General features: G+C 61.2%; 37 protein-coding genes and 1 tRNA gene. 23 read left to right on the top strand and 15 right to left on the bottom strand.

Annotated features, from left to right (window positions below):
* The first annotated feature begins 50 nt into the window (after positions 1-50).
* The 20 genes from C4Q26_RS02000 to C4Q26_RS02085 all read left to right on the top strand — a co-directional run bounded on the left by C4Q26_RS02000 (position 51) and on the right by C4Q26_RS02085 (position 12,141).
* Positions 51-596, top strand: coding sequence for an HNH endonuclease signature motif containing protein (locus tag C4Q26_RS02000; RefSeq protein WP_158664876.1), 546 nt, complete (start codon positions 51-53; stop codon positions 594-596).
* Positions 597-727: 131 nt separating this feature from the next.
* A complete protein-coding gene (locus C4Q26_RS02005; RefSeq protein WP_104882657.1) occupies positions 728-1,156 on the top strand; it encodes a hypothetical protein in 429 nt (142 codons plus the stop codon).
* Positions 1,153-1,380, top strand: coding sequence for a hypothetical protein (locus C4Q26_RS02010; protein WP_104882658.1), 228 nt, complete (start codon positions 1,153-1,155; stop codon positions 1,378-1,380). Before C4Q26_RS02005 ends, C4Q26_RS02010 begins: the two co-directional genes overlap by 4 nt.
* Entirely contained in the window at positions 1,377-1,547 is a 171-nt protein-coding gene (locus C4Q26_RS28040) for a hypothetical protein (protein ID WP_177429816.1), read from the top strand. Before C4Q26_RS02010 ends, C4Q26_RS28040 begins: the two co-directional genes overlap by 4 nt.
* A gap of 283 nt (positions 1,548-1,830) precedes the next feature.
* Positions 1,831-2,955: a hypothetical protein gene (locus C4Q26_RS02015; protein ID WP_104882659.1), complete on the top strand. Its 1,125-nt coding sequence runs from the start codon at positions 1,831-1,833 to the stop codon at positions 2,953-2,955.
* Between the two features lie 7 nt (positions 2,956-2,962).
* Complete coding sequence (locus tag C4Q26_RS02020; RefSeq protein WP_104882660.1) at positions 2,963-3,721, top strand: ERF family protein; 759 nt, start codon at positions 2,963-2,965, stop codon at positions 3,719-3,721.
* 3 nt (positions 3,722-3,724) lie between these two features.
* Positions 3,725-4,342: a lambda exonuclease family protein gene (locus tag C4Q26_RS02025; protein ID WP_104882661.1), complete on the top strand. Its 618-nt coding sequence runs from the start codon at positions 3,725-3,727 to the stop codon at positions 4,340-4,342.
* A 7-nt stretch (positions 4,343-4,349) separates the two neighbouring features.
* Positions 4,350-4,862, top strand: a complete 513-nt coding sequence (locus C4Q26_RS02030; protein ID WP_104882662.1) for a hypothetical protein — start codon at positions 4,350-4,352, stop codon at positions 4,860-4,862.
* A gap of 248 nt (positions 4,863-5,110) precedes the next feature.
* Entirely contained in the window at positions 5,111-5,473 is a 363-nt protein-coding gene (locus tag C4Q26_RS02035) for a hypothetical protein (RefSeq protein WP_104882663.1), read from the top strand.
* A gap of 69 nt (positions 5,474-5,542) precedes the next feature.
* Complete coding sequence (locus tag C4Q26_RS02040; protein ID WP_104882664.1) at positions 5,543-7,381, top strand: DNA cytosine methyltransferase; 1,839 nt, start codon at positions 5,543-5,545, stop codon at positions 7,379-7,381.
* A 13-nt stretch (positions 7,382-7,394) separates the two neighbouring features.
* Positions 7,395-8,120, top strand: coding sequence for a hypothetical protein (locus tag C4Q26_RS02045; protein ID WP_104882665.1), 726 nt, complete (start codon positions 7,395-7,397; stop codon positions 8,118-8,120).
* 91 nt (positions 8,121-8,211) lie between these two features.
* Positions 8,212-8,634 carry a hypothetical protein gene (locus tag C4Q26_RS02050; protein ID WP_104882666.1) on the top strand — a complete coding sequence of 141 codons (423 nt, stop codon included), beginning with the start codon at positions 8,212-8,214 and terminating at the stop codon, positions 8,632-8,634.
* Positions 8,634-8,903 carry a hypothetical protein gene (locus C4Q26_RS02055; protein WP_104882667.1) on the top strand — a complete coding sequence of 90 codons (270 nt, stop codon included), beginning with the start codon at positions 8,634-8,636 and terminating at the stop codon, positions 8,901-8,903. Before C4Q26_RS02050 ends, C4Q26_RS02055 begins: the two co-directional genes overlap by 1 nt.
* A complete protein-coding gene (locus C4Q26_RS02060) occupies positions 8,900-9,154 on the top strand; it encodes a hypothetical protein (RefSeq protein ID WP_158664877.1) in 255 nt (84 codons plus the stop codon). The genes C4Q26_RS02055 and C4Q26_RS02060 overlap by 4 nt, the downstream gene beginning before the upstream one ends.
* On the top strand, positions 9,151-9,570 hold the full coding sequence (locus tag C4Q26_RS02065) for a DUF2591 domain-containing protein (protein WP_104882669.1): 420 nt from the start codon (positions 9,151-9,153) through the stop codon (positions 9,568-9,570). The genes C4Q26_RS02060 and C4Q26_RS02065 overlap by 4 nt, the downstream gene beginning before the upstream one ends.
* Positions 9,558-9,890 carry a hypothetical protein gene (locus C4Q26_RS02070; RefSeq protein WP_099816080.1) on the top strand — a complete coding sequence of 111 codons (333 nt, stop codon included), beginning with the start codon at positions 9,558-9,560 and terminating at the stop codon, positions 9,888-9,890. Before C4Q26_RS02065 ends, C4Q26_RS02070 begins: the two co-directional genes overlap by 13 nt.
* Entirely contained in the window at positions 9,887-10,075 is a 189-nt protein-coding gene (locus C4Q26_RS02075) for a hypothetical protein (RefSeq protein WP_104882670.1), read from the top strand. The genes C4Q26_RS02070 and C4Q26_RS02075 overlap by 4 nt, the downstream gene beginning before the upstream one ends.
* A gap of 50 nt (positions 10,076-10,125) precedes the next feature.
* Positions 10,126-10,440, top strand: a complete 315-nt coding sequence (locus C4Q26_RS02080) for a hypothetical protein (RefSeq protein WP_104882671.1) — start codon at positions 10,126-10,128, stop codon at positions 10,438-10,440.
* A gap of 38 nt (positions 10,441-10,478) precedes the next feature.
* Positions 10,479-10,655 carry a hypothetical protein gene (locus tag C4Q26_RS28045; RefSeq protein WP_177429817.1) on the top strand — a complete coding sequence of 59 codons (177 nt, stop codon included), beginning with the start codon at positions 10,479-10,481 and terminating at the stop codon, positions 10,653-10,655.
* A 304-nt stretch (positions 10,656-10,959) separates the two neighbouring features.
* Positions 10,960-12,141: a tyrosine-type recombinase/integrase gene (locus C4Q26_RS02085; RefSeq protein WP_027907816.1), complete on the top strand. Its 1,182-nt coding sequence runs from the start codon at positions 10,960-10,962 to the stop codon at positions 12,139-12,141.
* 82 nt (positions 12,142-12,223) lie between these two features.
* Here the strand turns inward: C4Q26_RS02085 and C4Q26_RS02090 are convergent.
* The 9 genes from C4Q26_RS02090 to thrS form a co-directional block, all read right to left on the bottom strand.
* Positions 12,224-12,300 (bottom strand) — tRNA-Pro (locus C4Q26_RS02090).
* Between the two features lie 99 nt (positions 12,301-12,399).
* A complete protein-coding gene (locus C4Q26_RS02095) occupies positions 12,400-12,756 on the bottom strand; it encodes a MerR family transcriptional regulator (RefSeq protein ID WP_011533210.1) in 357 nt (118 codons plus the stop codon).
* Positions 12,737-13,039 (bottom strand): integration host factor subunit alpha, encoded by a 303-nt coding sequence (gene ihfA, locus C4Q26_RS02100; protein ID WP_003250679.1) that lies wholly within the window; start codon positions 13,037-13,039, stop codon positions 12,737-12,739. Before ihfA ends, C4Q26_RS02095 begins: the two co-directional genes overlap by 20 nt.
* Positions 13,040-13,043: 4 nt before the next feature.
* Complete coding sequence (pheT, locus tag C4Q26_RS02105; RefSeq protein WP_023379799.1) at positions 13,044-15,425, bottom strand: phenylalanine--tRNA ligase subunit beta; 2,382 nt, start codon at positions 15,423-15,425, stop codon at positions 13,044-13,046.
* Between the two features lie 31 nt (positions 15,426-15,456).
* Positions 15,457-16,473: a phenylalanine--tRNA ligase subunit alpha gene (gene pheS, locus C4Q26_RS02110; protein WP_023379798.1), complete on the bottom strand. Its 1,017-nt coding sequence runs from the start codon at positions 16,471-16,473 to the stop codon at positions 15,457-15,459.
* A gap of 111 nt (positions 16,474-16,584) precedes the next feature.
* The gene (gene rplT / locus C4Q26_RS02115) at positions 16,585-16,941 is read right to left on the bottom strand and encodes a 50S ribosomal protein L20 (protein WP_003250671.1); all 357 of its coding nucleotides are present in this window, start codon (positions 16,939-16,941) and stop codon (positions 16,585-16,587) included.
* A 28-nt stretch (positions 16,942-16,969) separates the two neighbouring features.
* On the bottom strand, positions 16,970-17,164 hold the full coding sequence (gene rpmI / locus C4Q26_RS02120; protein WP_003250667.1) for a 50S ribosomal protein L35: 195 nt from the start codon (positions 17,162-17,164) through the stop codon (positions 16,970-16,972).
* Between the two features lie 60 nt (positions 17,165-17,224).
* The gene (gene infC, locus C4Q26_RS02125) at positions 17,225-17,776 is read right to left on the bottom strand and encodes a translation initiation factor IF-3 (RefSeq protein ID WP_013972005.1); all 552 of its coding nucleotides are present in this window, start codon (positions 17,774-17,776) and stop codon (positions 17,225-17,227) included.
* Positions 17,776-19,698 carry a threonine--tRNA ligase gene (gene thrS, locus C4Q26_RS02130; protein WP_023379797.1) on the bottom strand — a complete coding sequence of 641 codons (1,923 nt, stop codon included), beginning with the start codon at positions 19,696-19,698 and terminating at the stop codon, positions 17,776-17,778. Before thrS ends, infC begins: the two co-directional genes overlap by 1 nt.
* A gap of 336 nt (positions 19,699-20,034) precedes the next feature.
* On the opposite strand from thrS, the gene C4Q26_RS02135 reads away from it, so the two are divergent.
* Together C4Q26_RS02135 and C4Q26_RS02140 are read left to right on the top strand one after the other, a co-directional pair.
* Positions 20,035-20,340 (top strand): hypothetical protein, encoded by a 306-nt coding sequence (locus C4Q26_RS02135; protein ID WP_023379796.1) that lies wholly within the window; start codon positions 20,035-20,037, stop codon positions 20,338-20,340.
* A gap of 150 nt (positions 20,341-20,490) precedes the next feature.
* Positions 20,491-20,703, top strand: a complete 213-nt coding sequence (locus tag C4Q26_RS02140; RefSeq protein WP_023379795.1) for a cold-shock protein — start codon at positions 20,491-20,493, stop codon at positions 20,701-20,703.
* A 75-nt stretch (positions 20,704-20,778) separates the two neighbouring features.
* On the opposite strand, the gene C4Q26_RS02145 is transcribed toward C4Q26_RS02140, so the two are convergent.
* Positions 20,779-21,096 (bottom strand): I78 family peptidase inhibitor, encoded by a 318-nt coding sequence (locus C4Q26_RS02145; protein WP_023379794.1) that lies wholly within the window; start codon positions 21,094-21,096, stop codon positions 20,779-20,781.
* 288 nt (positions 21,097-21,384) lie between these two features.
* On the opposite strand from C4Q26_RS02145, the gene C4Q26_RS02150 reads away from it, so the two are divergent.
* A complete protein-coding gene (locus C4Q26_RS02150) occupies positions 21,385-21,597 on the top strand; it encodes a hypothetical protein (RefSeq protein ID WP_023379793.1) in 213 nt (70 codons plus the stop codon).
* Here C4Q26_RS02150 and C4Q26_RS02155 read toward each other — a convergent pair.
* The 5 genes from C4Q26_RS02155 to C4Q26_RS02175 all read right to left on the bottom strand — a co-directional run bounded on the left by C4Q26_RS02155 (position 21,569) and on the right by C4Q26_RS02175 (position 26,371).
* The gene (locus C4Q26_RS02155; protein WP_104882672.1) at positions 21,569-22,543 is read right to left on the bottom strand and encodes a nucleoside hydrolase; all 975 of its coding nucleotides are present in this window, start codon (positions 22,541-22,543) and stop codon (positions 21,569-21,571) included. The genes C4Q26_RS02150 and C4Q26_RS02155 overlap by 29 nt on opposite strands.
* 60 nt (positions 22,544-22,603) lie before the next feature.
* The gene (locus C4Q26_RS02160; RefSeq protein WP_104882673.1) at positions 22,604-23,752 is read right to left on the bottom strand and encodes a PQQ-dependent sugar dehydrogenase; all 1,149 of its coding nucleotides are present in this window, start codon (positions 23,750-23,752) and stop codon (positions 22,604-22,606) included.
* Between the two features lie 24 nt (positions 23,753-23,776).
* Positions 23,777-24,094, bottom strand: coding sequence for a hypothetical protein (locus C4Q26_RS02165; RefSeq protein WP_023379790.1), 318 nt, complete (start codon positions 24,092-24,094; stop codon positions 23,777-23,779).
* A 197-nt stretch (positions 24,095-24,291) separates the two neighbouring features.
* Complete coding sequence (gene speB / locus C4Q26_RS02170) at positions 24,292-25,266, bottom strand: agmatinase (protein WP_027907813.1); 975 nt, start codon at positions 25,264-25,266, stop codon at positions 24,292-24,294.
* Between the two features lie 25 nt (positions 25,267-25,291).
* Entirely contained in the window at positions 25,292-26,371 is a 1,080-nt protein-coding gene (locus C4Q26_RS02175) for an extracellular solute-binding protein (RefSeq protein ID WP_023379788.1), read from the bottom strand.
* Positions 26,372-26,437 lie beyond the last annotated feature (66 nt).

Genomic DNA, 26,437 nt, shown 5'->3' on the forward strand with positions numbered 1-26,437 from the left:
GCTCCCCATCGCAGGGTGAATCGGTTCTGAATTCAATCTGGAGATATGCCGTGGACAAGGAATACTTGAACGCGTGCCTTTCCTATTGCCCGGACACTGGGGCGCTCACTTGGCGAAATCGTCCAGTTGAGCACTTCGTGAGTCAGGCAGCCTGTAATTCATGGAATGGCAGATTTGCCAGCAACCCGGCCGGATCGATGCGCGGACCAACCAATCGCCCCTACCTGACATGTCGTCTTGGCGGCGTGCAGATGTTCGCCCATAGAGTCATCAAAATGATGCACGGCGCCAACATCGAAGGAATGGACGTTGATCACCTGAACGGTGACGGCCTGGACAATAGGCTCTGCAACCTGCGCGTTGTTTCGCGTCGCGAAAACAACATGAACATCAGGAAGCAGGCTCGTAACTCATCGGGCGTTACCGGCGTTCGCCTGCACCGCTGCGGCAATAGCTACGGCGCGTTCATCATCAGGCACTCCAAGCGCGAATGGCTTGGCAGCTTCAGCAACATCTTCGACGCGGCAGCCGCAAGGAAGTCCGCCGAAAATCGGTACGGATTCGGGCCATCCCATGGCCTGCCCATGCACCAATAGCAGCACCCCGCACCCCCTTCCCTTCACAAACGACCGCATTAGGCAGGCGCCAGGCCACCTTTCACGGTGGGTTTGGTCACCCGCGCATGGCTCCTGGCCAATGCGGCCGCATAACCAACCTGGAGGACGCCATGGGCGCACTTCGAGCAGCACAATGGCACTACGACAACCAGTTGCCTCCGGCGGTGAGCGACGATGACGCCGCCCAGGCGGAGTGGATTGAAACTCACGCATCGCAGATGGTCCTGGGTTATCGGGTCAGCTGGGGTTATCGCGGCGAGCGCGGCGAGATCACCCAGGCTGACTTCGCCCGGGCAGTGCAAGACCACCTGAACAACCGCCAGATCGACGGTCTGGACCAGAAGGACGCGTTTGGGCAGTTGGTCATGGCCGGGCTGGGCACAGGCAGCAAGGGCTTCATCATGGAGCTTTGCACCTACCTGGTGGGCGGGCCCAAGGCGCTAAAGGAGATTGCCGCCGACTTGCTGCGACCGGTTGCCGCCAAGGCCGTCGCCGCCGAGCAGGAGCGCGAGCGCGACATTCAGGAGTGCGGATTTTGAACAGCCCCGAGCAGATGCACGCCCTGGCGATCGGCGAAGTGATGTCCCAACTTCGCCAGCTGGCCAAGTCGCCAACCCCAGTTCCGGACCAGACCTTTGTCCTTGGCATGCTCGAAGGCTTCGAGAAGATCAGCCTCTTTGATCTTCCGACGCTGAACAGCATCCGCGACAAGGTCTTCGTCACCACCACTGAGCGCGTTGAGCAACTGAGGGAATCAGCATGACCACAGCACCTGTGAAGTCCCTGATTGACGAACAGCTCGAGCAGATCGAGCGCAGCCTCGCCATCATCGGCGCTGGCGTTCCTCGTGAATGGCCCGTGCAGAAGCTGCCTCCCGAGGTTGTTGCGGCCATCAAGTCTGGCCAGCTGGCAGTGAGGCCTCGGCCATGACCCGCCAGCAAGCCCGCCGCTGGGCCTTCTGGCGCGGCAGCTTTACCACCCTATTCATTTGCACCGCCTGGATGCTTGCGAGCGCCTGGGCCGGCTGCATCACTTCCTGAATCACACGCACCCGAACACGGCGGGCCTTCGGGATAACCGTACCCCTTCGGGAGCGTAAGCGGCGAGAGCGCGCAATCATCCACCGCAGCCAGGGCCTGGTGGCACCTCCAATCCGGGTGACCTGGCATTTCCCCTTTCAACTGACGGCGCCGGCCAGGCGCGAGGTTTTCTAATGTCCGCAGAACAGAAACTGATCGCGATCGAAGAGATCAGCGAGGAGAACGCCCCGGCCATCTACGTGGCCGGCGGCCTGAAGCAATTTATCGACCTGGTGAAGGCTGAGGTCGAAGGCGAAGTGCCCGACCTGACCACCCGCAAGGGCCGCGAGCGCATCGCCAGCCTGGCCGCCAAGGTCAGCAAGTCGAAGACCGCCGTCGAGAAGCCGGGCCGCGACTACCTGCGTCGGCTGAAGGAAATGCCGAAGGTGGTCGAAGCCGAGCTGCGCGAGTTCGTGACCAAGATGGACACGCTGCGGGACGAGACGCGCCGGCCACTCACCGAATGGGAGGCCGCCGAGGACGCCCGCATTGATCGCCACAACGACCGCCTGGACTGGCTGCGCAATCGTGACGATGGCCTGGATGCTCTGGAGGCGACGGACATCAAGGATCGCATCGCTTCTGTCGAAGAGGTGGTGATCGGGCCTGAGTGGGAAGAGTTTGAAGCTGAAGCCGCTCGCGAGAAGGATAAAGTCCTGAATGCCTTGCGTGCCGGCCTGGCCAAGCGCGAGAAGTACGACGCCGAGCAAGCCGAATTGGCCCGCCTGCGCCGCGAAGCAGAAGAGCGCGCCGAGCAGGATCGCATTCGGGCAGCCCAGGAGGCCGCCGTCGAGGCCGAGCGCCAACGCGTGGCTCAGCAGCAGCAAGCAGAACGCGAAGCGGCAGCCCGTCGTGAGCAGGAACTGCTTGACCAGGCCGCTGCGCAAGAGCGCGAAGCCGAGAACCAGCGCCTCCAGCTCAAGTTGCAGGCCGAGCAAGCCGAGAGCGCCCGGATCAGGGCTGAAGCTGACCGCGTTGCCGCCGAGCAGCGGATTGAGCAGGAGCGGCAAGCCGCCGCCCGCCGGGCTGAAGAAGCAGCTGAGCAGGCACGCCAGGACGAGCGCCGCCGGGCCGACGCCGCGGCTGCCGAGATCCTCCGCCAGCAAGAAGCTCGCGAGGCCGATAAGGCGCACCGAGCCAGCATCAACCGCGCCGCCCTGGAAGCCTTCATGGCCGAGGGCATGCCTGAAGCGTGCGCCAAGCAAGCGGTCACCCTGATCGCCCAGCGCAAGATCCCGAACATCGCAATTTCCTACTGAGGTCGCCATGAGCCAAGTCGCCAGGGTAGAAACCCAATCCCAGCCGCCAGCTGTAACCGCCGAGTCGGTGACCATCCTGCAGATCATCCAGCAGGTCGCAATGTCGCCAAACGCAGACATCGACAAGATGGAGCGACTGATGGCCATGCACCGCCAGCACCAGGCGCAGCAGGCTCAGCAAGCGTTCGATGCCGCTCTAGCGGCAATGCAAGAAGAGCTTCCTGTTATCCGTGAGCGCGGGGCCATCAAGGACAAGTACAAAAATGTCCAATCCACCTACGCCCTGTGGGAGGACATCAACGAAGAGCTGAAGCCCATCCTGGCAAGGCATGGCTTTGCACTCACCTTCCGGATCCCACGCACCGAAAAAGGCATCGAAGTTGAGGGTGTGCTTAGCCATCGCGACGGACATAGGGAAACGACATCAATCCTGCTGCCAGCCGATGCTACCGGCAGCAAGAATGCCGTCCAGGCAGTTGCCAGTTCGGTCAGCTATGGGAAGCGATACACGGCGGGCGCGCTGCTGAACTTCACCACAACCGGGGAAGACGATGACGGCCAAGGGGCTGCTACTTCGCAGGAGCCTGTCGAGCAAGTAATCACCCCGCGACAAGCTGCACAGCTCGACGCGCTGCTGAAGAAATGTACCCAGGTGCTGGTCGACAACTTCACGGCCAAATACGGCTGCTCTGCCAACGTTTACAAATCCGAGTTCGACGTTGTGCTAGCCCGCCTCACTAAATCGGCCAGCCGGCCGCAGGAGTAAACCATGCAGATCATCTCAGACGTCGAGCAAGGCACTCAGGCCTGGCTGGACCTGCGCCTGGGCATCATCACCTGCAGCGAGCTGGATTGCCTGCTGGTGAACGGCAAGGGCGAGGCAGGTTTCGGCGCCGGCGCCTTCACCTACATGAACACCCTGATCGGTGAGCGCATCACCGGTGAGGCAGCTGATCCCTTCACCGGCAATCGCCATACCGAGCGCGGCCACGAACTGGAAGGCACCGCCCGGGGCCTGTACTGCGACCGCGAGGACGTCCAGACCTACCAGGTGGGGATCATCCTGAATCATGGCATTGGCTACTCACCAGACGCCCTGGTCGGCGACAACGGCCTGACCGAGATCAAGACCAAGCTGCCAAAGCTGCAGGTCGACGTGATCTTGGGTGGCGAGATCCCAAAAGAGCATGTCGCCCAGTGCCAGGGCGGCTTGTGGGTGTCCGAGCGCGAGTGGATCGACTTCATCTGCTACTGGCCGGGCATGCCGCTGTTCGTGAAGCGCGCCTACCGGGATGAGGCGATGATCCGCAAGCTGTCGGAGCGCGTGAAAACCTTCTACGAAATCCTCGACGAGCGCATGAATCGCGTGCTCGGAATCGCAGCATGAGGTGAGCATGAACCAATCAATCGACCTGGAGGCAGCGAAGGCTGCCTTCTTCGCATCTGGCGGCCAGCTGGTCGTGCTGGAGGGCTTCGAATACGTGCCTTTTCGGCAGCGCAAGCACCCCGAACCAAAGCCAAAGCGGGCCAAGCCAATCAATCAGGAGCGCGGCGGCGAGCGCAAAAACCGCGCCAAGGCCCGCACAGCTCAGATCGAAGAGCTCGCCAAGACCATGACCTGTGGTGAGGTCGCAAAATTCCTGGGCGAAACCAAGACCGCTCTCTGGGGAGTGGCGGCGCGGGGAGGATTCAGGTTCTTCAGCCCGCCGAAACCGTCCAAACCGGCGAAGGTAAATGCCGAACCGAGCCAGGAGGATCGCGACTTGGCCGACAAGATCATTGCCATGCGTGATGCTGGCAAGTCCAGATGCCGGACCACGTCTGAGCTGGGTATCGGCAACTGTCGGCTTGTGCGGATCCTTGATGAGTTTGGCATTGATTTCCCGCTACAGCGGAATCGGGAGTAGGCATGATCGCCACCATGTCTCAGCCTGTGCCAGCCGTGAAGTACGCGGCGGCCATGGCCAAATCCACTGGCCAGCCTTGGGGCGTATACCGAGGAAACAAACGTCTGCTGGTGGTCATGCCGTCTGGCACGACGAAAAAAACGCCCATTGAGGTGTGCCACCCATGAGACGCATCCAGAAACTCACGCAGCAGCGTCGCCGCCAGCTGCACATACACATCCCGCCCAGCGGAATCATGGAGCTGCCGTATGGCGATGTCACCGCAAGAGCGCGACCGGCGCCGGCGCGAGAAGGCCGAGCGCCTACAGGAAGAAGACCTGCGCTTGAAGGTTCGACCAGGGACTAAACAGGCCCTGCTGGAACTGATGGAGTGGGCCGGGATCGAGGAACAGGGCGAGGCGATGACGCTGATGATTCATCGTCTTCACGAGCTGACCCGAGAAGAAGCGGTCAAGCTGCTAAAACCTCCGCGCCACAAGATTGAATTGAGCCCTTCCGTGGCGCGAAAGCTAGACCGGTTCCGCATCAGCCGCGAACTTCGCACGCCAGACCTCATGCTTGGCAACGACCCGGACGATACCGGCCTGATCCTGCTCGCAGAACGGGCCTGACCAGCGCTGCCCGCCAGCGCCTTCCCCTATTCAACGATAACGACTCACGCCAACCGGCGAGGACCGCCCATGTCTGCGTTTCAGAAAAAGAACCACCTCGACTTCAAAACCCAGTACGGCCTCGGCTTCGACCCTCAGGACGATGAGATCGTGGTCGACTTCTTCTGCGGTGGCGGCGGCGCCGGTACCGGCCTGGAGATGGGCCTGGGCCGCCCGGTGACGGTCGCCAAGAACCACAGCCCTGCAGCCATCAGCATGCACACCGCCAACCACCCAGCGGCGCGCCACTTCACCACAGACGTTTTCGAGGGCGACCCGGACGAGGAATGCCAGGGCCGTGCCGTGGGCTGGTTCCACATGAGCCCAGACTGCACCCACCACAGCCAGGCAGCCGGCGGCCAGCCGCGCAAGCGCGAGATCCGGAACCTGTCATGGATCGGCTTGAAGTGGGCGGGCAAGAAGAAGCCTCGGGTCATCAGCCTGGAGAACGTGAAGCAGATTTTGCAGTGGGGCCCGCTGATCGCCAAGCGCGACAAGGCCACCGGGCGAGTGATGAAGCTGGACGGAACCGTAGCGGCTGTCGGCGAGCGCGTTCCGGTCCAACAGCAGTTTCTCGTGCCAGACCCGAAGCGCCGCGGCATCACCTGGCGCCGATTCGTGCACCTGCTGGAAGGCATGGGCTACCAGGTGGAATGGCGGATCATCAAGGCCTGCGACTTTGGTGCACCAACTAGCCGGGAGCGCCTGTTCATGATCGCCCGCTGTGACGGACAGCCCATCGTGTGGCCTGAGCCGACCCACGCCAAGAATCCAGCCAAGGGCCAGCAGAAGTGGCGCACCGCCGCGGACTGCATCGACTGGAGCGTGCCGAGCAAGAGCATCTTCGGGCGCAAGAAAGCGCTGGCCGACGCCACCCTGCGTCGAGTGGCCAAGGGCATGAAGAAGTTCGTGCTGGACAACCCCCAGCCCTTCATAGTGCCGATCGCGAACTGGTCGGGCGAGCTGGCCCAGTCTGCCGACGAGCCGCTGCGTACCGTCACATCCTGGCCCCGCGGCGGATCATTCGCCATGGCAAGCCCCGTCGTTCTTCCGGCAACCCACCAGGGCGCCGACCGAGTGAACGACCCGACCGCCCCCTTGCCGACTGTGACAGCAGCCAACCGGGGCGAGCTGATGATGGCGGCGGCACACCTGGTCAAGTTCCGGTTCAACAGCGAAGGCTCACCCGTCACTGACCCGGTGCCAACCATCACCAGCGGCGGCAACTACAAGCGGCCTGCAGGTGCGGCCCATGCCATGGGCGTGTGCACTGCCTTCATCGAGCAGGCCAATGGCGGCTTCAACACCACGCCGGCAAAAGGCGCCGACGAGCCGATGACCACTGTGACCAACACCGGCAGCCAACAGCGCCTGGTGACGGCCAGCCTGGCCACACTGCGCCGCAACTGCACCGGGCGGGCCGTCGACGAACCAGTGCCGACTATGACCGCCGGCGCCGAGCATCACGCCCTGGTCGAATACAAGCTGTCACCAGAGCACGAGGAAGGCGCCCTGCGCGTCGCCGCGTTCCTGATCAGCTACTACGGAACCGAGAACATCAGCGCTTGCGACTCGCCGGCACCGACAGTGACCACCAAGGACCGCCTGGGTCTGGTCACCGTCTTCGTGAAGGGCACGCCCTACGTCATCGTCGACATCTGCCTGCGCATGCTGCAGCCGCACGAGCTGTACCGCGCCCAAGGCTTCCCGGCCAGCTACATCATCGACAAGGGCGCCGACGGCAAGCCGTTCACGAAGACCGAACAGGTGCATATGTGCGGCAACAGCGTCAGCCCGCCGCCAATGGCCGCCCTCGCCCGCGCCAACGACCCATGGCGGACCACCACATCCCAGGCAGTAGCCGCTTGATCCGGAGTTACCCATGCCCACAGAAAACCGATCCAGCAACACAGAGATGGTCAGCGCCAAAGTGTGCGGCTATACGCCAGGACAGTCGCAGGTTGAGCTGCGCCTGGCGGAGATTCGCACATTGCCTTCATGGCTGGAGATTGGCGAAACAGTAACGGTTCATCGGCCACAGCCAGCCCCGCAGCTCCACCCCGACCCTATAGCCTGGATGGTTGGTACTGCCTTCTGGTGGACCAAAGAAGAGGCAGAGAGGGATGCGGCGGAGACTGGCAAGACCATCACGCCGATTGGGCCGATGTTCGATACCGGCGAGATTGACCAGCTTTCACAGATCATTCGTAACCTCAACGACGAGCGCGATGAGATTGGCGCCGAGGTTGGAAGGCTGCGCGCCCAACTGGCTGAGCGGGATGCGCTGCTGCGCGACCTTGAAGGCAAGACGATCTTGTCCTGGCCCGACAAGCGGAGGATATCCGCCGCCCTATCCGCCAGCGCAGAGCCGAGCGCGCCGATTGCCTGGCATGTCGGCGGCAATGGCTATGACCGGATCTCCTTCGAGAAGCCAGCCAATCTACCTGGTCATCCGTGCATCCAAGCCATCCACGACCAGCGCCAGTTGATCGATCTGCTCAAACGCTACGACCTGCGCGATGAGGATGCGCCACCAGATGAGCGCGGCCAAGGCATCCCCGGCACCTCCTTTCAGCGACTGAACGGTCTGGCCAACCAGGGCGAGTAAGCCGCGGCTCGTGAAGAGCACATCTGTACTCCAAGCTGTAACCCCTCTCCCCTCTATTCACTGCCGCGATATGGCGGCCAAGGACGAAGTCATGCCTGCAGAAAAGCAACCGGCTTGGCCGGACCATTTCCGATACGTCGACGAGATCAGCCCTGATGGGGTGACCATCGTCTGCCAGCGCTTTGTCGTGCTCCGCGAGTCGGAACACTGCTATTGGATTGCTCCCTATCGCTTTGTTGGCCTAGCCCGGATATGCGTGGCCGAAGGCCGCAAGAGCCCGCACATCAAGCGCGTGCTGAAAGCGTCGTACGGACGCCGGTTTGCGTACCCGGATAAGGCGAAGGCCCTTCATTCCTACAAGGTCAGGAAGCGGCGCCAACTCGGTCACGCACAGCTCGCCATGGAGCGTGCGAAGACCGCTCTTGAAGACCTCAAGGATGTGGAATCCATCACAGATGAGAGGCTGTGCGCCGGCGGTGACTTCATCAAGGGACTGAACTGGGAGGACTATTGATGACCCGCCTCGCCCTCTGCCTCCTGCTGCTGGCCACCGGCGCCAGCGCAACCGAACTGCCGCCAGGCGTCTCGTCCTTCGAGGATAAGCCCCGCGGCGTCGTCTGCTACGTCATGAACTCGCTGGGCAACAACGCCATCAGCTGCGTGAAGGTATGGCTGCCGCAAGTGGCAGGCAACGAGCGCCAGCTCTCCCCGCACGAAACCCAACCCGAACCTACACCCGCTCTGGCGCCTGGGCGCTGGATTGATGAGAGGTATCGTCTGTGAGCCAAATGAAAGAGCGGCTACGCGCCGCACTAACCGCAATGAGCCGAACTGGTAAGCGTGATCTGGGGCTTCACCTGTTCATGATCGTCTTCTGCCTGATCGTGCTCGCCATCGGCCTGCCCATTATTTGGCTTCTTCAGTTCTTGCCGGATTGGGTCTGGTACCCGCTGGGTGCGGCTTGGGTGGTATGGCTGCTTTTCGGAGACGCAATTGCCGCCGGCTGCCGAGCATTTCGAGGTGATCGACCATGACCTACCTGATCGTCGTGAAGACGGCAGACCTGGCCGGCGAGGCGCTGGGCTGGGCAGTCGGCAAGGCCGAAGGGCTAGATGTGTATCTGGAGCCGCCCGGCTACAACGGCGTGCCCTGCCGGGTGTTCGCCCGGTACCAGGGCGAGGCCATCGTGCACACCAAGCGCTACAACCCGCGGGAAGACTGGGCGCTTGGCGGGCAGCTGATCGAGCAGCACAAGATCAAGCTCAGCCCGTATGCGGATAGGGGATGGTACGCCGATAAGGTATTCCCAGCCGAAGCTTCAGTCGCTGGCAATGTGGATTGGTGCGGCTTCGGGCCTACCCCATTGATCGCACTATGCCGTGCATATGTCGCAGCCAAGCTCGGCGATACCGTCCAAGTGCCAAAGGAGCTGATCCCATGCCAGGCCTGATAAAGGTGCAAACCTGCGACCTTGCCGGCAGAGCGCTGCTCTGGGCCGTCGAGTTGGTAGACGGCCCAATACCGGCGGCGGCGGGCCAACTGCAACTACCTCTTGGTGGTCAAGCTATCGACGACGCGACCGGTGAGTATCTGGTCCACAAACACGGCATGTGGATCGATCGAGGATACAGCTGGCCCTGGCTGGCCTGTGTGTCAGGTCATCCGCTGGACCGTCAGCCGGGCGACACACGGGCAGAAGCTGCAGCCCGCGCCGTGGTGCACCACGCCCGCGGCGAAACCATTAACGTGCCACAGGAGCTGATGCCGTGATCGAGAAATTCACTCTTCACGAACTGGAGGCCGCACTCAAAGGCCGCGCCATTCCCGGCGACCTGCGATGCGGCGAATCCATCGCCCAATACCTGCACCGCGAGATCCAGCGCTTGGCCACAGAGCGGGACGATCTTCGCAAAGACCGCGACGGCCTGCTCGAAGCCGGCGCCCACCTGCTTTAACCTTTCCCCACTACTCAGGCCCGCCGACATGCGCGGGCATGGAGAGACTCATGTTCAAGTTCTTGGCCCGCCTGTTTAAGCGCAAGAAGAAGCCAGCACAACGCGCCGCGCTCGGCCCGACCGGGTATGCCCACGGCCACAGCTCGGCATCCGGCCGGCAAGACCCGATGCTCGACCCGCTCAACCCCATGAGCCCGGTCAGCCCCATGTACCCCACCCACCTGGCGGACAGCCCCGATCCGGCTCGCTCGAGCAGTTCGTGTGCCAGTCGTGACTACGGCAGCTACGACAGCGGCAGCAGCTACTCGTCGAGCGACAGCAGCAGCTCCAGCGATAGCGGCTCCAGCTCGAGCAGCTGCGACTGACCACCAACCTGCCGCCACCGGCGGCGTGGAGACCATCCATGAACCTGATCGACTGCTACGTCACGAAGATCCTCGGCGAGCCGTACCGAAAGTTCGGCGCCTGGTGGGTATCGGTTGAGTACGAGGCTGAGGGTCACCCCGGCACCAAAGAAATCATGTTCCGCACCGAGGAAGCCGCCCGGGCGGCTAAGGTCGGGCACCACTTCACGGCCTGATCTGGCCGCAGGAGAAACACATGGCAAACGCCACTGCAGCTGCACCGACAGCCTTGCAGCCTAGGTTCCTGCGCGCGAAAGACGCGCCGGGCTACCTCGGCATGTGCAAGGACGAATTCAAGAACACCGTCAGGCCGCATGTCCGTGAATTCCCTATCGGGAAACAGGGTATCGGCTTCGACCGCCTCGAGCTGGATGCCTGGGCTGACGCCTACATCGAGGCCATGGCCGTTGAAAAGGCCAGCAATCAGGACAACAATCGACCCCGCAGCGGAAGTACGGCCGGGGAATCCAAGGAGACTCCATGGCCAAAAAGGCAATCACAGGGCTCCAGAAAATGCCAAACGGCATCTGGAAAATCGACAAAGTCTACAGGGGGGAGCGAATTCAAGAGAGCACTGGCACTACTGACCGGGTAGAGGCCGAGCAGTACCTGATTCACATCCTGGAGAAGATGCGGCTGCGCAAGGTGTATGGCGTGCGCGAGATCAAGACCTTCAGTGCAGCGGCTGCCCGGTACCTGATAGAACACAAGGACCAGCCGTCATTCAAGGTCACCGCAACCTACCTTGGCCAGTTGGATGACTACATCGGCCACCTGCCTCTGACGCATATCGATGATGAGGCACTGGCACCATTCATCCGGGACCGAAAGGCGGACAGCGTTCTGCCGGACGGGACGATAAAGAAGGGAGTGAGCAACCGGACGATCAACATCGCGATCGAGCGTGCGATTCGCGTGTTGTCGCTGGCTTGCAGGAAGTGGCGGGACGAGGAGCGCAGGCCTTGGCTGGACAGCGTACCGTTGCTGACCAAGCTGGAAGAGAAGAAGGCGAGCCGAAAGCCCTACCCCATGACATGGGAGGAGCAGTCAATTCTCTTCGGGGAGTTGCCGGACCACCTGCAGCGCATGGCCCTGTTCAAGGTGAACACAGGTTGCCGCGAGCAAGAGGTCTGCAAGCTGAGGTGGGACTGGGAAATCTTCGTGCCGGAGCTTGGCACCAGCGTGTTTCTGATACCGGCCGAGTTTGGCGGCCGACATGAAAACTCTGGGGTCAAGAACCGGGACGAGCGCCTGGTAGTGCTGAACAGCGTGGCGAAGTCGGTAGTCGATAGCCAGCGAGGTATCAGTCGTGAGTGGGTTTTCCCCTACAACGGCACGGCGATGCATCGCATGAACGACTCAGCCTGGAAGAAGGCTCGGGTGCGCGCGGCGAAGCTCTGGCAGGAGCAACACTTACGGCCGGCACACCCCGGGTTCGCATCCATACGCATTCATGACCTCAAGCACACTTTCGGCAGGAGGCTGAAAGCAGCAGGAGTTACTGAAGAGGACCGCAAGGCGTTATTGGGCCATAAGAACGGCAGTGTGACCAGTCACTACTCCGGCGCGGAGCTTGGTCAGCTGATAGAAGCAGCAAACAAGGTGTCGGCCACCGACTCGCGTGGACCGGTACTGACAATTTTGAAGAGGAGGATCGGATGAGGAAAAAGGCGAAGTCACTCGAAAAGTCACTAGCCCCAGAAACAACGAAGCCACCCGAAGGTGGCTAAGTTGCTGAATATATTGGTCGGGACGGAGTGATTCGAACACTCGACCCCTTGCACCCCATGCAAGTGCGCTACCGGGCTGCGCTACGCCCCGACTCTATTCTCGATACCGCTGAGAACGATGAAGAATCTACCCTAACCATCTGATTAATGGAAGCTTTTTTTTAAGAAACTTCCATTCGTCGGGTGCAGATCACTTCTTGAGCACGACCAGCACATCTTCCAATTCGGCAATCATCTGCCGAATCAGCTGCTTGTACTGGCTGGACTCGTCCTTTACCTCATCACTGGAAAGCCGCAACCGCGCCCCGCCAATGGTGAAGCCCTGGTCGTACAGCAGTGCACGGATCTGACGAATCATCAGCACATCTTGCCGCTGGTAATACCGCCTGTTCCCGCGCCGCTTGACCGGGTTGAGTTGGGGAAACTCCTGCTCCCAATACCGCAGCACATGCGGCTTCACCGCACACAACTCGCTGACTTCACCAATAGTGAAGTAGCGTTTGCCCGGTATGGGGGGCAGTTCGTCGTTATGGCTTGGTTCCAGCATAGGCCTCTACCCGGGCTTTCAGCTTTTGCCCTGGACGAAAGGTGACGACGCGGCGCGCGGTAATCGGGATCTCTTCCCCCGTCTTGGGGTTGCGGCCCGGCCGCTGCCGTTTGTCGCGAAGGTCGAAGTTGCCGAAACCTGACAACTTCACCTGCTCGTTCTCCTCAAGCGCGTGCCGAATTTCTTCGAAAAACAGCTCTACCAACTCCTTGGCCTCACGCTTGTTGAGTCCCAGCTCCTCGTACAGCCTTTCGGCCATCTCAGCTTTCGTCAGAGCACCCATACCGTTATTTCCTTAACGTGGTGTTCAACCTTTGTTCGAGCGAGGTGAGGATGTTCTGCAGAGTCGTGTTCACCTCATCGTCGTTAAGAGTGCGCGATGGATGCTGCCAGGTCAAGCCGACTGCCAGGCTTTTTCTATCAGGATCAATACCTTTACCCTGGTAGACGTCAAACAGCCTGAGGTCTGTCAGCCATTCGCCGGCATTGTTACGAATCACTTCAAGCACCTGACTGGAGGCCACGTCACGGCCGGCGATCAGCGCCAGGTCACGACGGGTTTCCGGGAACTTGGAGAGTTCACTGAACTTCGGCAGACGGCCTTCGACCACCTCACCCAGCACCAGCTCGAACAGGAACACCGGGCGATCCAGATCCAGGGCCTTGGCCAGCTCTGGGTGGATGGCGCCCAGGTAGCCGACCTGCTTGCCGTCGCGCTCGATCAGGGCGGTTTGGCCAGGGTGCAGGGCGGGGTGTTTTCCAGCGCTGAAGGTGAAGTCGTTCAGCGCTCCCGAGTAACCCAGCAGGGCCTCCACATCGGCCTTGACATCGAAGAAGTCGATGCCATCGCGACCGTTGGCCCAGCCTTCTGGCAGGCGGCTACCGGTGACCACGCCGGCAATCATCGGCTGCTGCTTGAGATCACCCAGCTGGCCAACGAAACGCAGGCCGCTTTCGAACAGGCGAACGCGGTCTTGTTGGCGGTTGAGGTTGTGCTGCAGCGCCTTCACCAGACCCGGCCAGAGCGACGCACGCATGGCAGCCATATCGTTGGAGATAGGGTTGGCCAGCAGCAGCGGCTCGACACCTGGGCTAAACAGCTCGAACAGTTTCGGGTCGATGAAGCTGTAGGTGATGGCTTCCTGATAGCCGCGAGCAACCAGCAGGCGACGCAGGTTTGGCAGCTCGCCACGGGTTTCCGGGCGGGCTTGCGGCGCCAGGCGCGCTTGCGGATAACGGACCGGCAGGTTGTTGTAACCGTACAGGCGGGCCAGCTCTTCGATCAGGTCGACTTCCAGGCTGATGTCAAAGCGGTGGCTCGGGACGTTGACGGTCCACTCCCCCTCTCCGCTGCGCGTGGTGGTCAGCTCCAGGGCGTTGAGCAGTTGCTCGACCTGGGCCGGGTCCATTTCCATGCCGAGCATCTGGGTGATGCGGTCGGCGCGTAGAGTGATCGGGGCGATGTTCGGCAAGTGCTGCTCGCTGGCAGCCTCGACCACCGGACCGGCTTCGCCACCCACGATCTCCAGCACCAGCGCAGTAGCGCGCTCGATGGCTTCGCGAGCCAGCTGCGAATCGACACCACGCTCATAGCGGTGCGAGGCGTCGGTGTGCAGGCCGTAGGAACGGGCTTTACCAGCGACGGAAATCGGCTCGAAGAAGGCGCTTTCCAGGAACAGGTCGCGGGTCTTCTCGGTGTTCACGCCGCTGTGCTCGCCCCCCATGACGCCGGCAATGGCCAGGGGGCGGGTGTGGTCGGCGATGACCAGGGTATCGGCCCGCAGGGCTACTTCCTGGCCGTCGAGCAGGACGAGCTTCTCGCCCTCTTCGGCCATGCGCACGCGGATGCCGCCGTTGATCTCAGCCAGGTCGAAAGCGTGCATGGGCTGGCCCAGCTCAAGCATCACGTAGTTGGTGATGTCGACGGCAGCGTCGATGCTGCGCACGTCGCTGCGGCGCAGGCGCTCAACCATCCACAGCGGAGTCGGCTTGCTCAGGTCGACGTTGCGGATGACGCGGCCCAGGTAACGCGGGCAAGCAGCCGGAGCACTGACTTCGACCGGACGCACTTCGTCGTGCGCAGCCGGTACCGCCGGCACGTTCGGGCGGGTAACCGGGACGTTGTACAGCGCACTGACGTCGCGCGCCAGACCGGCGATGGAAAGGCAGTCGCCACGGTTCGGGGTCAGGCCGATCTCGATGCTGGCGTCGTCCAGGCTCAGGTACTGGCGAATGTCTTCACCTACCGGGGCGTCGGCGGCCAGCTCCAGCAAGCCGTCGTTTTCTTCGCTGATCTGCAGTTCGGCGGCCGAGCACAGCATGCCGAAGGATTCGACACCGCGCAGCTTGGCTTTCTTGATCTTGAAGTCACCTGGCAACTCGGCGCCGATCATGGCGAACGGGATCTTGATGCCTGGACGTGCGTTAGGGGCGCCGCAGACAACCTGGAAGGTTTCCTGGCCGTTGCTTACCTGGCAGACGCGCAGCTTGTCGGCGTCCGGGTGCTGTTCGGTGGCGAGGATCTCGCCCACGACGATACCGCTGAACTGCCCGGCAGCGGGGGTAACGCTGTCGACTTCGAGGCCGGCCATGGACAGACGGGCGACCAGTTCGTCACGGGAGACTTGCGGGTTTACCCAACCGCGCAGCCACTGTTCACTGAATTTCATGCTGTTCTCCTGAAAATTGCGTCGGATAGGCCTAGCGGAATTGCGCTAAGAACCGCAGGTCGTTGTCGAAGAACAGACGCAAATCGTTGACGCCATAGCGCAGCATGGCCAAGCGCTCGGCGCCCATGCCGAAGGCGAAACCCTGGAACTCTTCCGGGTCGATGCCAGACATGCGCAGCACGTTCGGGTGCACCATGCCGCAACCCATCACTTCCAGCCAGCCGGTTTGCTTGCACACGCGGCAGCCGTTGCCAGCGCACATCACGCACTGGATATCCACTTCGGCGGACGGCTCGGTGAAGGGGAAGAACGACGGGCGGAAGCGCACGGCCAGCTCTTTCTCGAAGAACACCCGCAGGAACTCTTCGATGGTGCCCTTGAGGTCGGCGAAGTTGATGCCGCGGTCGATCAGCAGGCCTTCGACCTGGTGGAACATCGGCGAGTGGGTAATGTCCGAGTCGCAGCGGTAGACGCGGCCTGGGCAGACAATGCGAATCGGCGGCTGGCTCGATTCCATGGTGCGGACCTGTACCGGCGAGGTATGGGTGCGCAGCAGCATGTTGGCATTGAAATAGAAGGTGTCGTGCATCGCCCGGGCCGGATGGTGGCCTGGGATGTTGAGCGCTTCGAAGTTGTGGTAGTCGTCTTCGACCTCCGGGCCTTCGGCGATGCCGTAGCCGATGTGGGTGAAGAACTGCTCGATGCGCTCGAGGGTACGGGTGATCGGGTGCAGGCCGCCAGTGGTCTGGCCACGGCCTGGCAGGGTCACGTCAATGCATTCGGCGGCCAGGCGAGCGCTGAGCTCGGCCTCTTCAAAGGCGGCCTTGCGTGCGTTGAGCACGTCGGTGACGCGTTCCTTGGCGTCGTTGATCAGCGCGCCGACTTTCGGCCGCTCTTCGGCTGGCAGGTTGCCCAGGGTCTTCATCACCTGGGTCAGTTCGCCCTTCTTGCCGAGGAATTGAACCCGGATCTGTTCCAGGGTAGTGATGTCTTCAGCGCGTTCCACGGCCTCGAGGGCTTGGGCAACCAGCGCGTCCAGGTTTTCCATGTACAGACTCCAGATACGAAAATAGGGGAAGAGCTTTTGAAGGCTCTTCCCCTATCGATGACGTTTTACACCCGGCGCCGCAGCGCGCCGCCGGATGATTGTCGTGGGTACTTAAGCCAGAACGGCTTTAGCTTTCTCGACAATCGCAGCAAACGCCGCTTTTTCGTTCACTGCCAGGTCAGCCAGAACCTTACGGTCGATTTCGATCGACGCCTTTTTCAGGCCAGCAATCAGACGGCTGTAGGACAGACCGTTGGTGCGGGCACCGGCGTTGATACGAGCGATCCACAGGGCGCGGAACTGACGCTTCTTCTGGCGACGGTCACGGTAGGCGTATTGGCCAGCCTTGATGACAGCCTGCTTGGCGACGCGGAATACGCGCGAGCGTGCACCGTAGTAGCCTTTAGCCAGTTTCAGAATTTTCTTGTGACGCTTACGAGCGATAACGCCGCGCTTTACACGAGCCATGAGTAACTTCCTCTATCTTTGACCGAAATTAACGTACGCGCAGCATGCGCTCGACTTTTGCAACGTCAGACGGGTGCAGCAGGCTGGCACCGCGCAGTTGACGCTTACGCTTGGTCGACATTTTGGTCAGGATGTGGCTCTTGAAAGCGTGCTTGTGCTTGAAGCCGGAAGCGGTCTTCAGGAAGCGCTTTGCAGCACCGCTCTTGGTTTTCATTTTTGGCATGTTGGAACTCCGCATTCGATAAAATTACACATAATCATCAGGCCTGCCGTGCCCGGGAGATTACTTCTTTTTCTTGGGGGCGATGACCATCATAAGCTGGCGTCCTTCCATCTTCGGATGCTGCTCAACGGAGCCGTATTCGGCGAGGTCGGCTTCGACCCGCTTCAACAGCTCCATGCCCAGCTCCTGGTGAGCCATCTCACGGCCACGGAATCTCAGAGAGATCTTGGCCTTGTCCCCATCAGTAAGGAAACGTACCAGGTTGCGTAGTTTTACCTGGTAATCCCCTTCTTCCGTCCCTGGACGAAACTTGATTTCTTTGATCTGGATCTGCTTCTGGTTTTTCTTGGCTTCGTTGGCCTGCTTCTTCTTCTCGAAGAGGTGCTTGCCGTAGTCCATCACCTTGCAGACGGGCGGTTGCGCGTCTGCAGAGATTTCCACCAGATCCAGCTTCGCTTCATCAGCGATTCGAAGCGCTTCATCAATCGAGACGATGCCAATCTGCTCGCCGTCAGCGCCAATTAACCGAACCTCGCGTGCCGAGATATTCTCGTTGATCGGGGCTTTCGGTGCAGTTCGTTTATCGTTTCTCATTTCACGCTTAATAGTCATTACTCCGATTCTAGGCGACCGCGCTGGGCTACAGCGCTGTTGAGCAGCTGCGTGAATTCAGCCACCGGCATGGAGCCGAGGTCTTTGCCTTCACGGGTGCGTACGGCGACGGTCTGCGTTTCGACTTCGCGATCCCCTATAACCAAAAGGTACGGGACCTTGAGCAAAGTATGCTCGCGGATTTTAAAGCCAATCTTCTCGTTTCTCAAGTCCGACTTGGCACGGAAACCGCTACCGTTCAGGGCTTTTTCTACTTCGAGGGCGAAATCGGCCTGCTTGTCGGTGATGTTCATGATCACCGCTTGGGTTGGTGCCAGCCAGGCAGGGAACACACCCGCGTAGTGCTCGATCAGCATGCCGATGAAGCGCTCGAACGAACCGAGGATGGCACGGTGCAGCATGACCGGGCGCTTACGGTTGTTATCTTCGGCGATATAGCTGGCATCCAGACGCTCAGGCAGGTTCGGGTCGTACTGCAGCGTACCGCACTGCCAGTTACGACCGAGGCAGTCGCGCAGGGTGAACTCGATCTTCGGACCGTAGAACGCACCCTCGCCCGGCTGGTATTCCCACTCGAGGCCCGACTCGTTCAGCGCATCGGCCAGGGCGCCTTCGGCGCGATCCCACAACTCTTCGGAACCCACGCGCTTGGCGGGACGAGTCGACAGCTTCATGGCGACGTCGGTGAAACCGAAGTCCTTGTACACGTCCAGGGTCAGCTTGATGAAGTCGGCAGCTTCCTTCTTCACCTGGTCTTCGGTGCAGAAGATGTGCGCATCGTCCTGAACGAAGCCACGTACACGCATGATGCCGTGCAGCGCGCCAGACGGCTCGTTACGGTGGCAAGCACCGAATTCGGCCAAGCGCAGCGGCAGGTCGCGGTAAGACTTGAGGCCCTGGTTGAACACCTGCACGTGGCACGGGCAGTTCATCGGCTTGACGGCAAAATCGCGGCTTTCCGACGAAGTGGTGAACATGTTCTCGGCGTAGTTGGACCAGTGGCCGGAGCGCTCCCAGAGGATACGGTCGACAACCTGTGGGGTCTTGATTTCCTGGTAGCCGTTCTCGCGCTGGACTTTACGCATGTACTGCTCGAGTACCTGGTAAACGGTCCAACCATTGGCGTGCCAGAACACCATGCCGGGTGCTTCTTCCTGCAGGTGGAACAGGTCCAGCTGCTTGCCGATCTTGCGGTGGTCGCGTTTTTCGGCTTCTTCGATGCGCTGGATATAGGCGGCCAGCTGCTTCTTGTCGGCCCAAGCGGTGCCGTACACGCGTTGCAACTGTTCGTTCTTGGCATCACCGCGCCAGTAGGCGCCGGACAGCTTGGTCAGCTTGAAGGCCTTGAGGAAACGGGTGTTCGGCACGTGCGGGCCACGGCACATGTCGACGTATTCTTCGTGGTAGTACAGCCCCATGGCCTTCTCGTCGGGCATGTCCTCGACCAGGCGCAGCTTGTAGTCCTCGCCACGGTTCTTGAACACGTCGATGACCTCGGCGCGCGGAGTCATCTTCTTGATGACGTCGTAGTCCTTGTCGATCAACTGCTGCATGCGCTGCTCGATGGCGGCCAGGTCATCCGGGGTGAAAGGACGCTCGTAGGCGATGTCGTAATAAAAGCCTTCGTCGATCACCGGGCCGATCACCATCTTGGCGGTCGGGTACAACTGCTTCACCGCGTGGCCGATCAGGTGGGCGCACGAGTGACGAATGATCTCCAGTCCCTCTTCATCTTTAGGGGTGATGATCTGCAGGGTGGCGTCGTTCTCGATCAGGTCGCAGGCATCGACCAGCTTGCCGTCGACTTTACCGGCCAGGGTGGCCTTGGCCAGACCAGCGCCGATCGAGGCGGCGACTTCGGCTACGGATACGGCCTTGTCGAACGAACGTTGACTGCCATCGGGAAGAGTAATAATGGGCATGGCGCCTCCTCTCCTAGTGGTGACCCCTACCAAAGGTCACGTGGGTTGGGATGAGCCAGTACAAGATCCGACCTGCCTTTCCCTTGGGAAAGCCTGCCTCACAGTGGCAGAAACCTTTCGGCTTGCCAGGGGGACCTGAGTGACTGGAAAGTGAAAAAGATAAATGTAGGCGCCGTCAGGGCAGCCACAAGCCGGCCATGCTAGCACGCGGGTTGCACAGCAGGCAGAAATATTTGGGAATTACGCGGTTGTGGTGAACTAACGCGGAAAAAATCCTATCAGACCTTGGGAAGCAACCTACTCTTGATGAGACCTTAACCCAAGGAGTAACCGGTTATGCGACTTCACTCTCTTCTGGCCCTGGCGGCCGCTAGCGCCCTGCTGCTGCCTGTCGCTGCGAACGCTGGCAACTTCCCCCCTGGGAAGGAGGCTGGTTACATGGCCCAGTGCACCCAAGTGGCCAGCGGACAGGGCGTGGACGCTGCGACCGCGAAGAAGCACTGCGAATGCGGCGCGCAAGCCATCAAAAAGAATTTCAGCGATAAGGAGATCGAAGACCTGGATAGCAAGGACGGCGTTGACGCCAAGCTGATGCAGAAAGCGCAAACTGTCGTGCAGGCGGCATGCAAACCGAAGTCCTGAGCAAGCAATCAACACTTTGTTTGCCCTGGATCAGTATCCTGCGAAGGTAAAAGGCGCTAGATGCGCAGAATTAGACTATGATGTCGCCGGTGCTCCGTAGCCTCGGCCGCATTGCACCACTGAAAAATTAAATGTCTGGAGATTCACCCCATGTCCAATCGCCAAAACGGCACCGTCAAATGGTTCAATGATGAGAAAGGCTACGGCTTCATCACCCCAGCAGGCGGCGGCGACGACCTGTTCGTACACTTCAAGGCCATCGAAACCGACGGCTTCAAGAGCCTGAAAGAAGGCCAGACTGTTTCCTTCGTCGCCGAGCGCGGCCAGAAGGGCATGCAGGCTGCTCAGGTTCGTCCGGAGTAATTCGGACAGCTGAAAAAACCCGCCTCCGTGGCGGGTTTTTTTTGGGTGTCCGCCGGGCACGCTCGGCCCTGCCCCTTAACCGCAGTTGGCGCGGATGACTACCCCTCGCTCGTCGACATTAAGGTTCAAACGCTCGGAGCGATACTCCAGGGTGACCACGTCATGGGGTTTGAGGATGCGTGCCATTTGCGAGCCGCTGGCCTTTCGCGCCTGCTCGAGCAGTTCGGCGCTACCTGGCTTGCCAATGGCGAAATCGGCCCCACTGGCATCGCAGCGCCCATCGTTGCCAGCCGCCGCTGCCGGGGCACCGCCGCCCGAGTGACCGCCAGAGCTGCAACCTGCCAGGACGGACGCCAGTAGCAGGGTCGCCAGGGAAGCACGGGTACGGAACATGAATCCTCCTAAAATCAATCCGGGAACTGCCTAATGCGACAGCTTCACTCATAGTTTGTTGCAAAACCGCACAAGTCTGCCTGATCTCGCCAGTCGAGACGAAAAGCAATCGTGACTGAATTTTGCACCAGCCTCTTGGTTTGCCCGACATGGCCTTTTATTCTTAAGTCGCAGGGTGCTTGACGCAAAGTCATGATTTACTGCAAGAAGTGGAGCGCATCATGCCTCCTTCGAACGCCAGGGTCAGGTGTTCGCCTCTCCATACCGGGCCTTCAGCGAGAGCCTTCCATGAGCAGCCACAGCATCGACGCCGACATCAAGGTCAAATGGGCCGAGGGCCAGAGCGCCTACAGCCCTGGCACCCCGGAGGAGCTGCTTTTGATCGCCATCGACCTGCTGGTACGTGACCGCGGTGCCGAAGCAGCGCGCAGTTTCGTCGAGCAGGTCATCGAGCGCTACGCCCCACAGCCGGCTATCGCAATCTCGCCAGACGCTCACTGAGCAGATCGAACAGCCCCTGGGCGTCGCCTTGCGATACCCACATCACGTTTGCCGGACGCTTGAGCACACCGTACCAATCGGCGATGGTCTGGCCGAAGGTTGCGCCTTCACGGCTGTCTACCACCAGATGGACACGTCGACCACTGAACAGTTCTGGCTTGACCAGGTAGGCGATGACGCTGGCGTCATGCACAGGCCCGCCGGGCATCCCATACACGTCCATGTCGTGCTTGATGTAGGCGTTGAGTATATCCACCACCACTTGACTGGCACGGTTGTGGATAGCCGCCAACTGCCGCAGACGAGCATCGCTGGTGAGTAGCGTGTGGGTCAGGTCCAGCGGCAGGTAGGTCAAGCGAACGCCACTTGCCAGCACTACCTCGGCGGCGTGAGGATCGGCATAAATGTTGAATTCCGCCGTCGGCGTGATGTTGCCGCCGTTGAAGTGGGCACCGCCCATGACCACCACGTCCTTGATACCCTTGGCTATTTCCGGACGCTGGATCAGCGCAAGTGCCAGGTTGGTCTGCGGGCCGAGCATGGCCAGGGTGATGCTGTGAGGTTCAGCGGCGCCCAGGGTATCGATCAGGTACTGCACGGCATTGCCCTGACTCAGGGGCTTGGCCGGCTCATGAACCGTCACACCACTCAAGCCTTCTTCACCATGCAATTCGGCGGCATGGACAGGCGCACGTACCAGTGGCCGGGCGGCCCCGGCATACACAGGGATATCCTCCCGACCACCCCACTCACAGGCCAGGCGAGCATTGCGCGAGGTCTTGGCAAGGTGCACATTGCCAGCCACGGTGGTGATCGCACGAATACTCAGCTCATCTGGCGATGCCATGGCCAGTAACAGCGCGACCAGATCGTCGGCCCCGGGATCGGTGTCGATGATCAGCTCACAGGGTGCGGCCCGAAGGCTGGTGATGGAGGTGGCAGGCATGAGACGACTCCCTGGAATGCATGCTTGAGCATAGGCACTCCTGCGACCTGCGGCTCGACCTCAATCTTCGTCCAACCCAACTTTCAGCAGCTTTCCATCCTTCTCATCGGTCAACACATACAGATAACCGTCCGGTCCCACCCGCACATCTCGAATCCGCGCCTTGAGCTGGCCCAGCAGCCGCTCCTCATGGACGACCTTGTCTCCCACCAACTGCAGTCGGATCAATTCCTGGGTGGCCAGTGCGCCGATGAACAAGTTGTGGCCCCAGGCTTGGAAGGTGGGGCTATCGTAGAACGCCATGCCGCTGATTCCGGGTGACTTCTCCCACACATGGTGCGGGTCGATCATGCCATCGACGTGCTTGCCCTCGGCTTCGGGGATCGGCAGCAGCGAATAGTTGATGCCATGCGTTGCGATGGGCCACCCGTAATTCTTGCCCGCTTGCGGGATGTTGATCTCGTCACCGCCGCGTGGGCCATGTTCGTGGGTCCAGAGTTTTCCGGTCCATGGATTGAGGGCAGCGCCCTGCTGGTTGCGATGGCCGTAAGACCAGATCTCCGGGCGCACGGCGTCCTGGCCGACGAAGGGGTTGTCCTTCGGCACGCTGCCGTCGGGCCACAAGCGCACGATCTTGCCCTGCAGCTTGTCAAGGTCCTGGGCGGTGGGCCGCTGGTTGTTCTCGCCCAGCGCGATGAACAGGTAGCCGTCTCGGTCAAACACCAGCCGCGAACCAAAGTGGTTGCCCTCCGACAGCTTGGGCAACTGACGGAAGATCACGGTAAAGTTCTCCAGTCGTGCACGATCCGCCGAAAGCTGGCCGCGACCGACGGCCGTCCCGGCCTTGCCGTCGCTGCCCTCCTCTGCAAATGACAGGTAGACGGTACGGTCCTTCCCGAACTCAGGCGACAGCGCCACATCCAGCAAACCACCCTGCCCTTCGGCCCACACCTTGGGCACGCCACTGACGGGTGGTCCAACCTTGCCCTCGGCATTGACGATGCGCAGATTGCCAGGCCGCTCGGTCACCAGCATGTCCTTGCCACCCGGTAAAAACGCCAGTGACCAGGGATTGCGCAGGCCATCGGCCACGGTATCGACGATCAACGGCCCCTCTTCACTGGGAAACTGCTGCTGGGAAGCGGCTTGGGCCAGCAGCGGGAATAACGCTGCGGCGGTCAGGGTAATCAGCCAGGTGGGTCGTGTCATGCAGGGTTCCTTCCGATGCGGGGCTCACGGCACGCGCTGGGTGTCGCGCGGTGGCCGAGTGGGTTCAAGGTTTGGCGCTTGCTGCTGACGCCGAAGGTTGTCGCCGTTACCGATGCCGCGGTTGTCCAGGCTGGGCGTGCGCTGAATGGGCACGGTCGAAGGCCCGCGTACCGGAGGCGCCGGCTGGACGCTACCTTGGCGGCTATTCGGATTGGCGCGCTGGATTGGGCTGTTGTAAGGGTTGTTGTTGCCAGCAGCGAGCTGCAGCGGCTGGAGGGGCGCCGCTTGCAGTGGCAAGCACAGCAACAGGCCGAGGCCCAAGGTTGGCATCGTGATGTTCATGCTTCACCTCCTGTACGAAAATGACGCGCCTCGAAGGTTGGATAGCCTAAGGCGCAAGGGGTTCGCGGCAAAAGTGTGAAAGCGGATGGAGTTGATTCGTGATGTTTCAGTATGGGCCTTTGGCGGCGCTGTACCTGACCGTTGCGACGCAAGGCCATCGGTCCTTTCCGATGGCCTGGTCGCCGGCCAGCCGACGCCTACAGACCCCGTGATGTGTCGGTGAGTTTGTGTCGCGCCGCATACAGGCAGAGCATTTCCATGGCCAGGGTTGCCCCCGCCAGGGCAGTGATATCGGCATGATCATAAGCCGGCGCCACCTCCACCAGGTCCATGCCCACCAGGTTGATGCCACGCAATCCACCCAGAATCTCGAGGGCCTGTACGGTGCTAAGGCCACCGCATACCGGGGTCCCCGTGCCTGGGGCGAAAGCTGGGTCGAGGCAGTCGATATCGAAAGTCAGGTATACCGGCCGATCACCGACTCGCTGGCGGATCGCTTCGATAACCGCCTCCGTGCCCAGGCGATGGACCTGGCGGGCATCGAGGATGGCAAAGCCCTGGCTGTCGTCATTGGTGGTGCGCAGGCCGATCTGCACGGAATGCGTTGGATCGACCAAGCCTTCGCGCGCAGCGTGCCAGAACATGGTGCCATGATCGATGCGCTTGCCATCTTCGTCGGGCCAGGTGTCGCTGTGTGCATCGAAGTGAATCAGCGCCAGCGGCCCGTGGCGCCGGGCATGGGCCTTGAGCAGCGGGTAGCTGATGAAGTGGTCGCCGCCCAGGGTCAACATGGCACACCCTGCTTCGAGTATCCGATTGGCATGGGCCTCTATGCTTTCCGGCACCGACTGTGGCGTCCCACTGTCGAACGCACAGTCGCCATAGTCGATGACCGCCAGGTGGTCGAAGGGATCGAACGCCCAGGGCCAGTGCCGTGCCCAGGCTTGCTGCACCGAAGCGGCACGAATCGCTCGCGGCCCGAAACGTGCGCCTGGGCGGTTGCTGGTGGCGGTGTCGAAAGGCACCCCGCTCACCACTACATCCACCCCACGCAAATCGCGGCTGTAGCGGCGCCGGGAGAAACTGGTAATGCCTGCGTAGGTGCTTTCAGCAGCAGTGCCGTACAAGCTGTCGCGGGTCATGGCCTGGTCATTGTTGGCGGCTTGGTCCACGGTGTCGCTCCTATGTCGTTATCGATTACTGCCCGCTGCGAAATGCCGTCCACAAGCGGTTGCGCTGGCGCAGGTCGGACAATGCCATGCTGCGGTCGGCGTACAGACGCTCACGCACCGCGGCAGGTGGATAGATATCCGGGTCGTTACGTACCGCGTCGTCCACCAAGGGGGTGGCGGCCTGGTTGGCGTTGGCGAAAAACAGCGTATTGGTCAGCGCGGCTACCGATTCTGGCTTGAGCATGAAGGCGATGAACGCCCGGGCAGCCTCCGGATGCGGGGCATCCTTGGGAATGACCAGGTTGTCCTGCCACACCAGGGTGCCTTCCCGCGGAATGCGGTAGATGAGCTGGAATGGCTTGCCGGCCTTGCGCGCCTGGTCGGCCGCCATGGCGGCGTCGCCGTTGTAGGTCAATGCCAGGCACACGCTGCCGTTGGCCAGGTCGTTGATCTGGCGGCCGTTGGCGACGTAGCTGATCGACGGCTGCAGTTGGTCCAGCAACTGGCGGGCGGCGGCAAGCGCGTTCTTGTCCTGGCTGTACGGGTCTTTACCGAGGTAGTTAAGGGCCAGGCCGATGACCTCCTGGGGTGAGTCGGGCATGGCGATCCCGCATGATTTGAGTCGGCTGGCGTACTCGGGCTTGAACAGCAGGTCGAGGCTGTCCAGCGGCACGTCACCCAATCGCTCGCGCACCGCTTCGACATTCACCCCCAGGCCCAATGTGCCCCAGGTGTAGGGCACTGCGTAACGGTTACCGGGGTCGGCCTCGGCCAGTTTTGCCAGCAGGTCCTTGTCGAGATTGGCATAGCCAGGCATTGCCTGTGCGTTCAAGGGTTGTAACGCACTGGCCTTCAGCGCACGCGCCAGCACCGTGGAAGATGGCACCACCACATCGTAGCCGCTCCCCCCCGTTAACAGCTTGGTTTCCAGCACTTCGGTGGTGTCGAAGGTGTCGTAGCGGACCTTGTAGCCGGTCTCGCGCTCGAAGCGCTCAAGGGTTTGCGGCGCGACATAGTCCGCCCAGCTGTAAAGGTTCACGACCTTCTCTTCGGCCTGCAGCGGCAAGGCCAGTACCAGGGACAACAGACACAACGATCGACGCATGACGAACACCTCGGCAAATGGGTGGATGCCGCCAGCATGCCAGCCGAGTTACATTGCAGGAATGGC

The sequence above is a fragment of the Pseudomonas sp. SWI44 genome (assembly GCF_002947915.1).
GTDB lineage: Bacteria > Pseudomonadota > Gammaproteobacteria > Pseudomonadales > Pseudomonadaceae > Aquipseudomonas > Aquipseudomonas taiwanensis.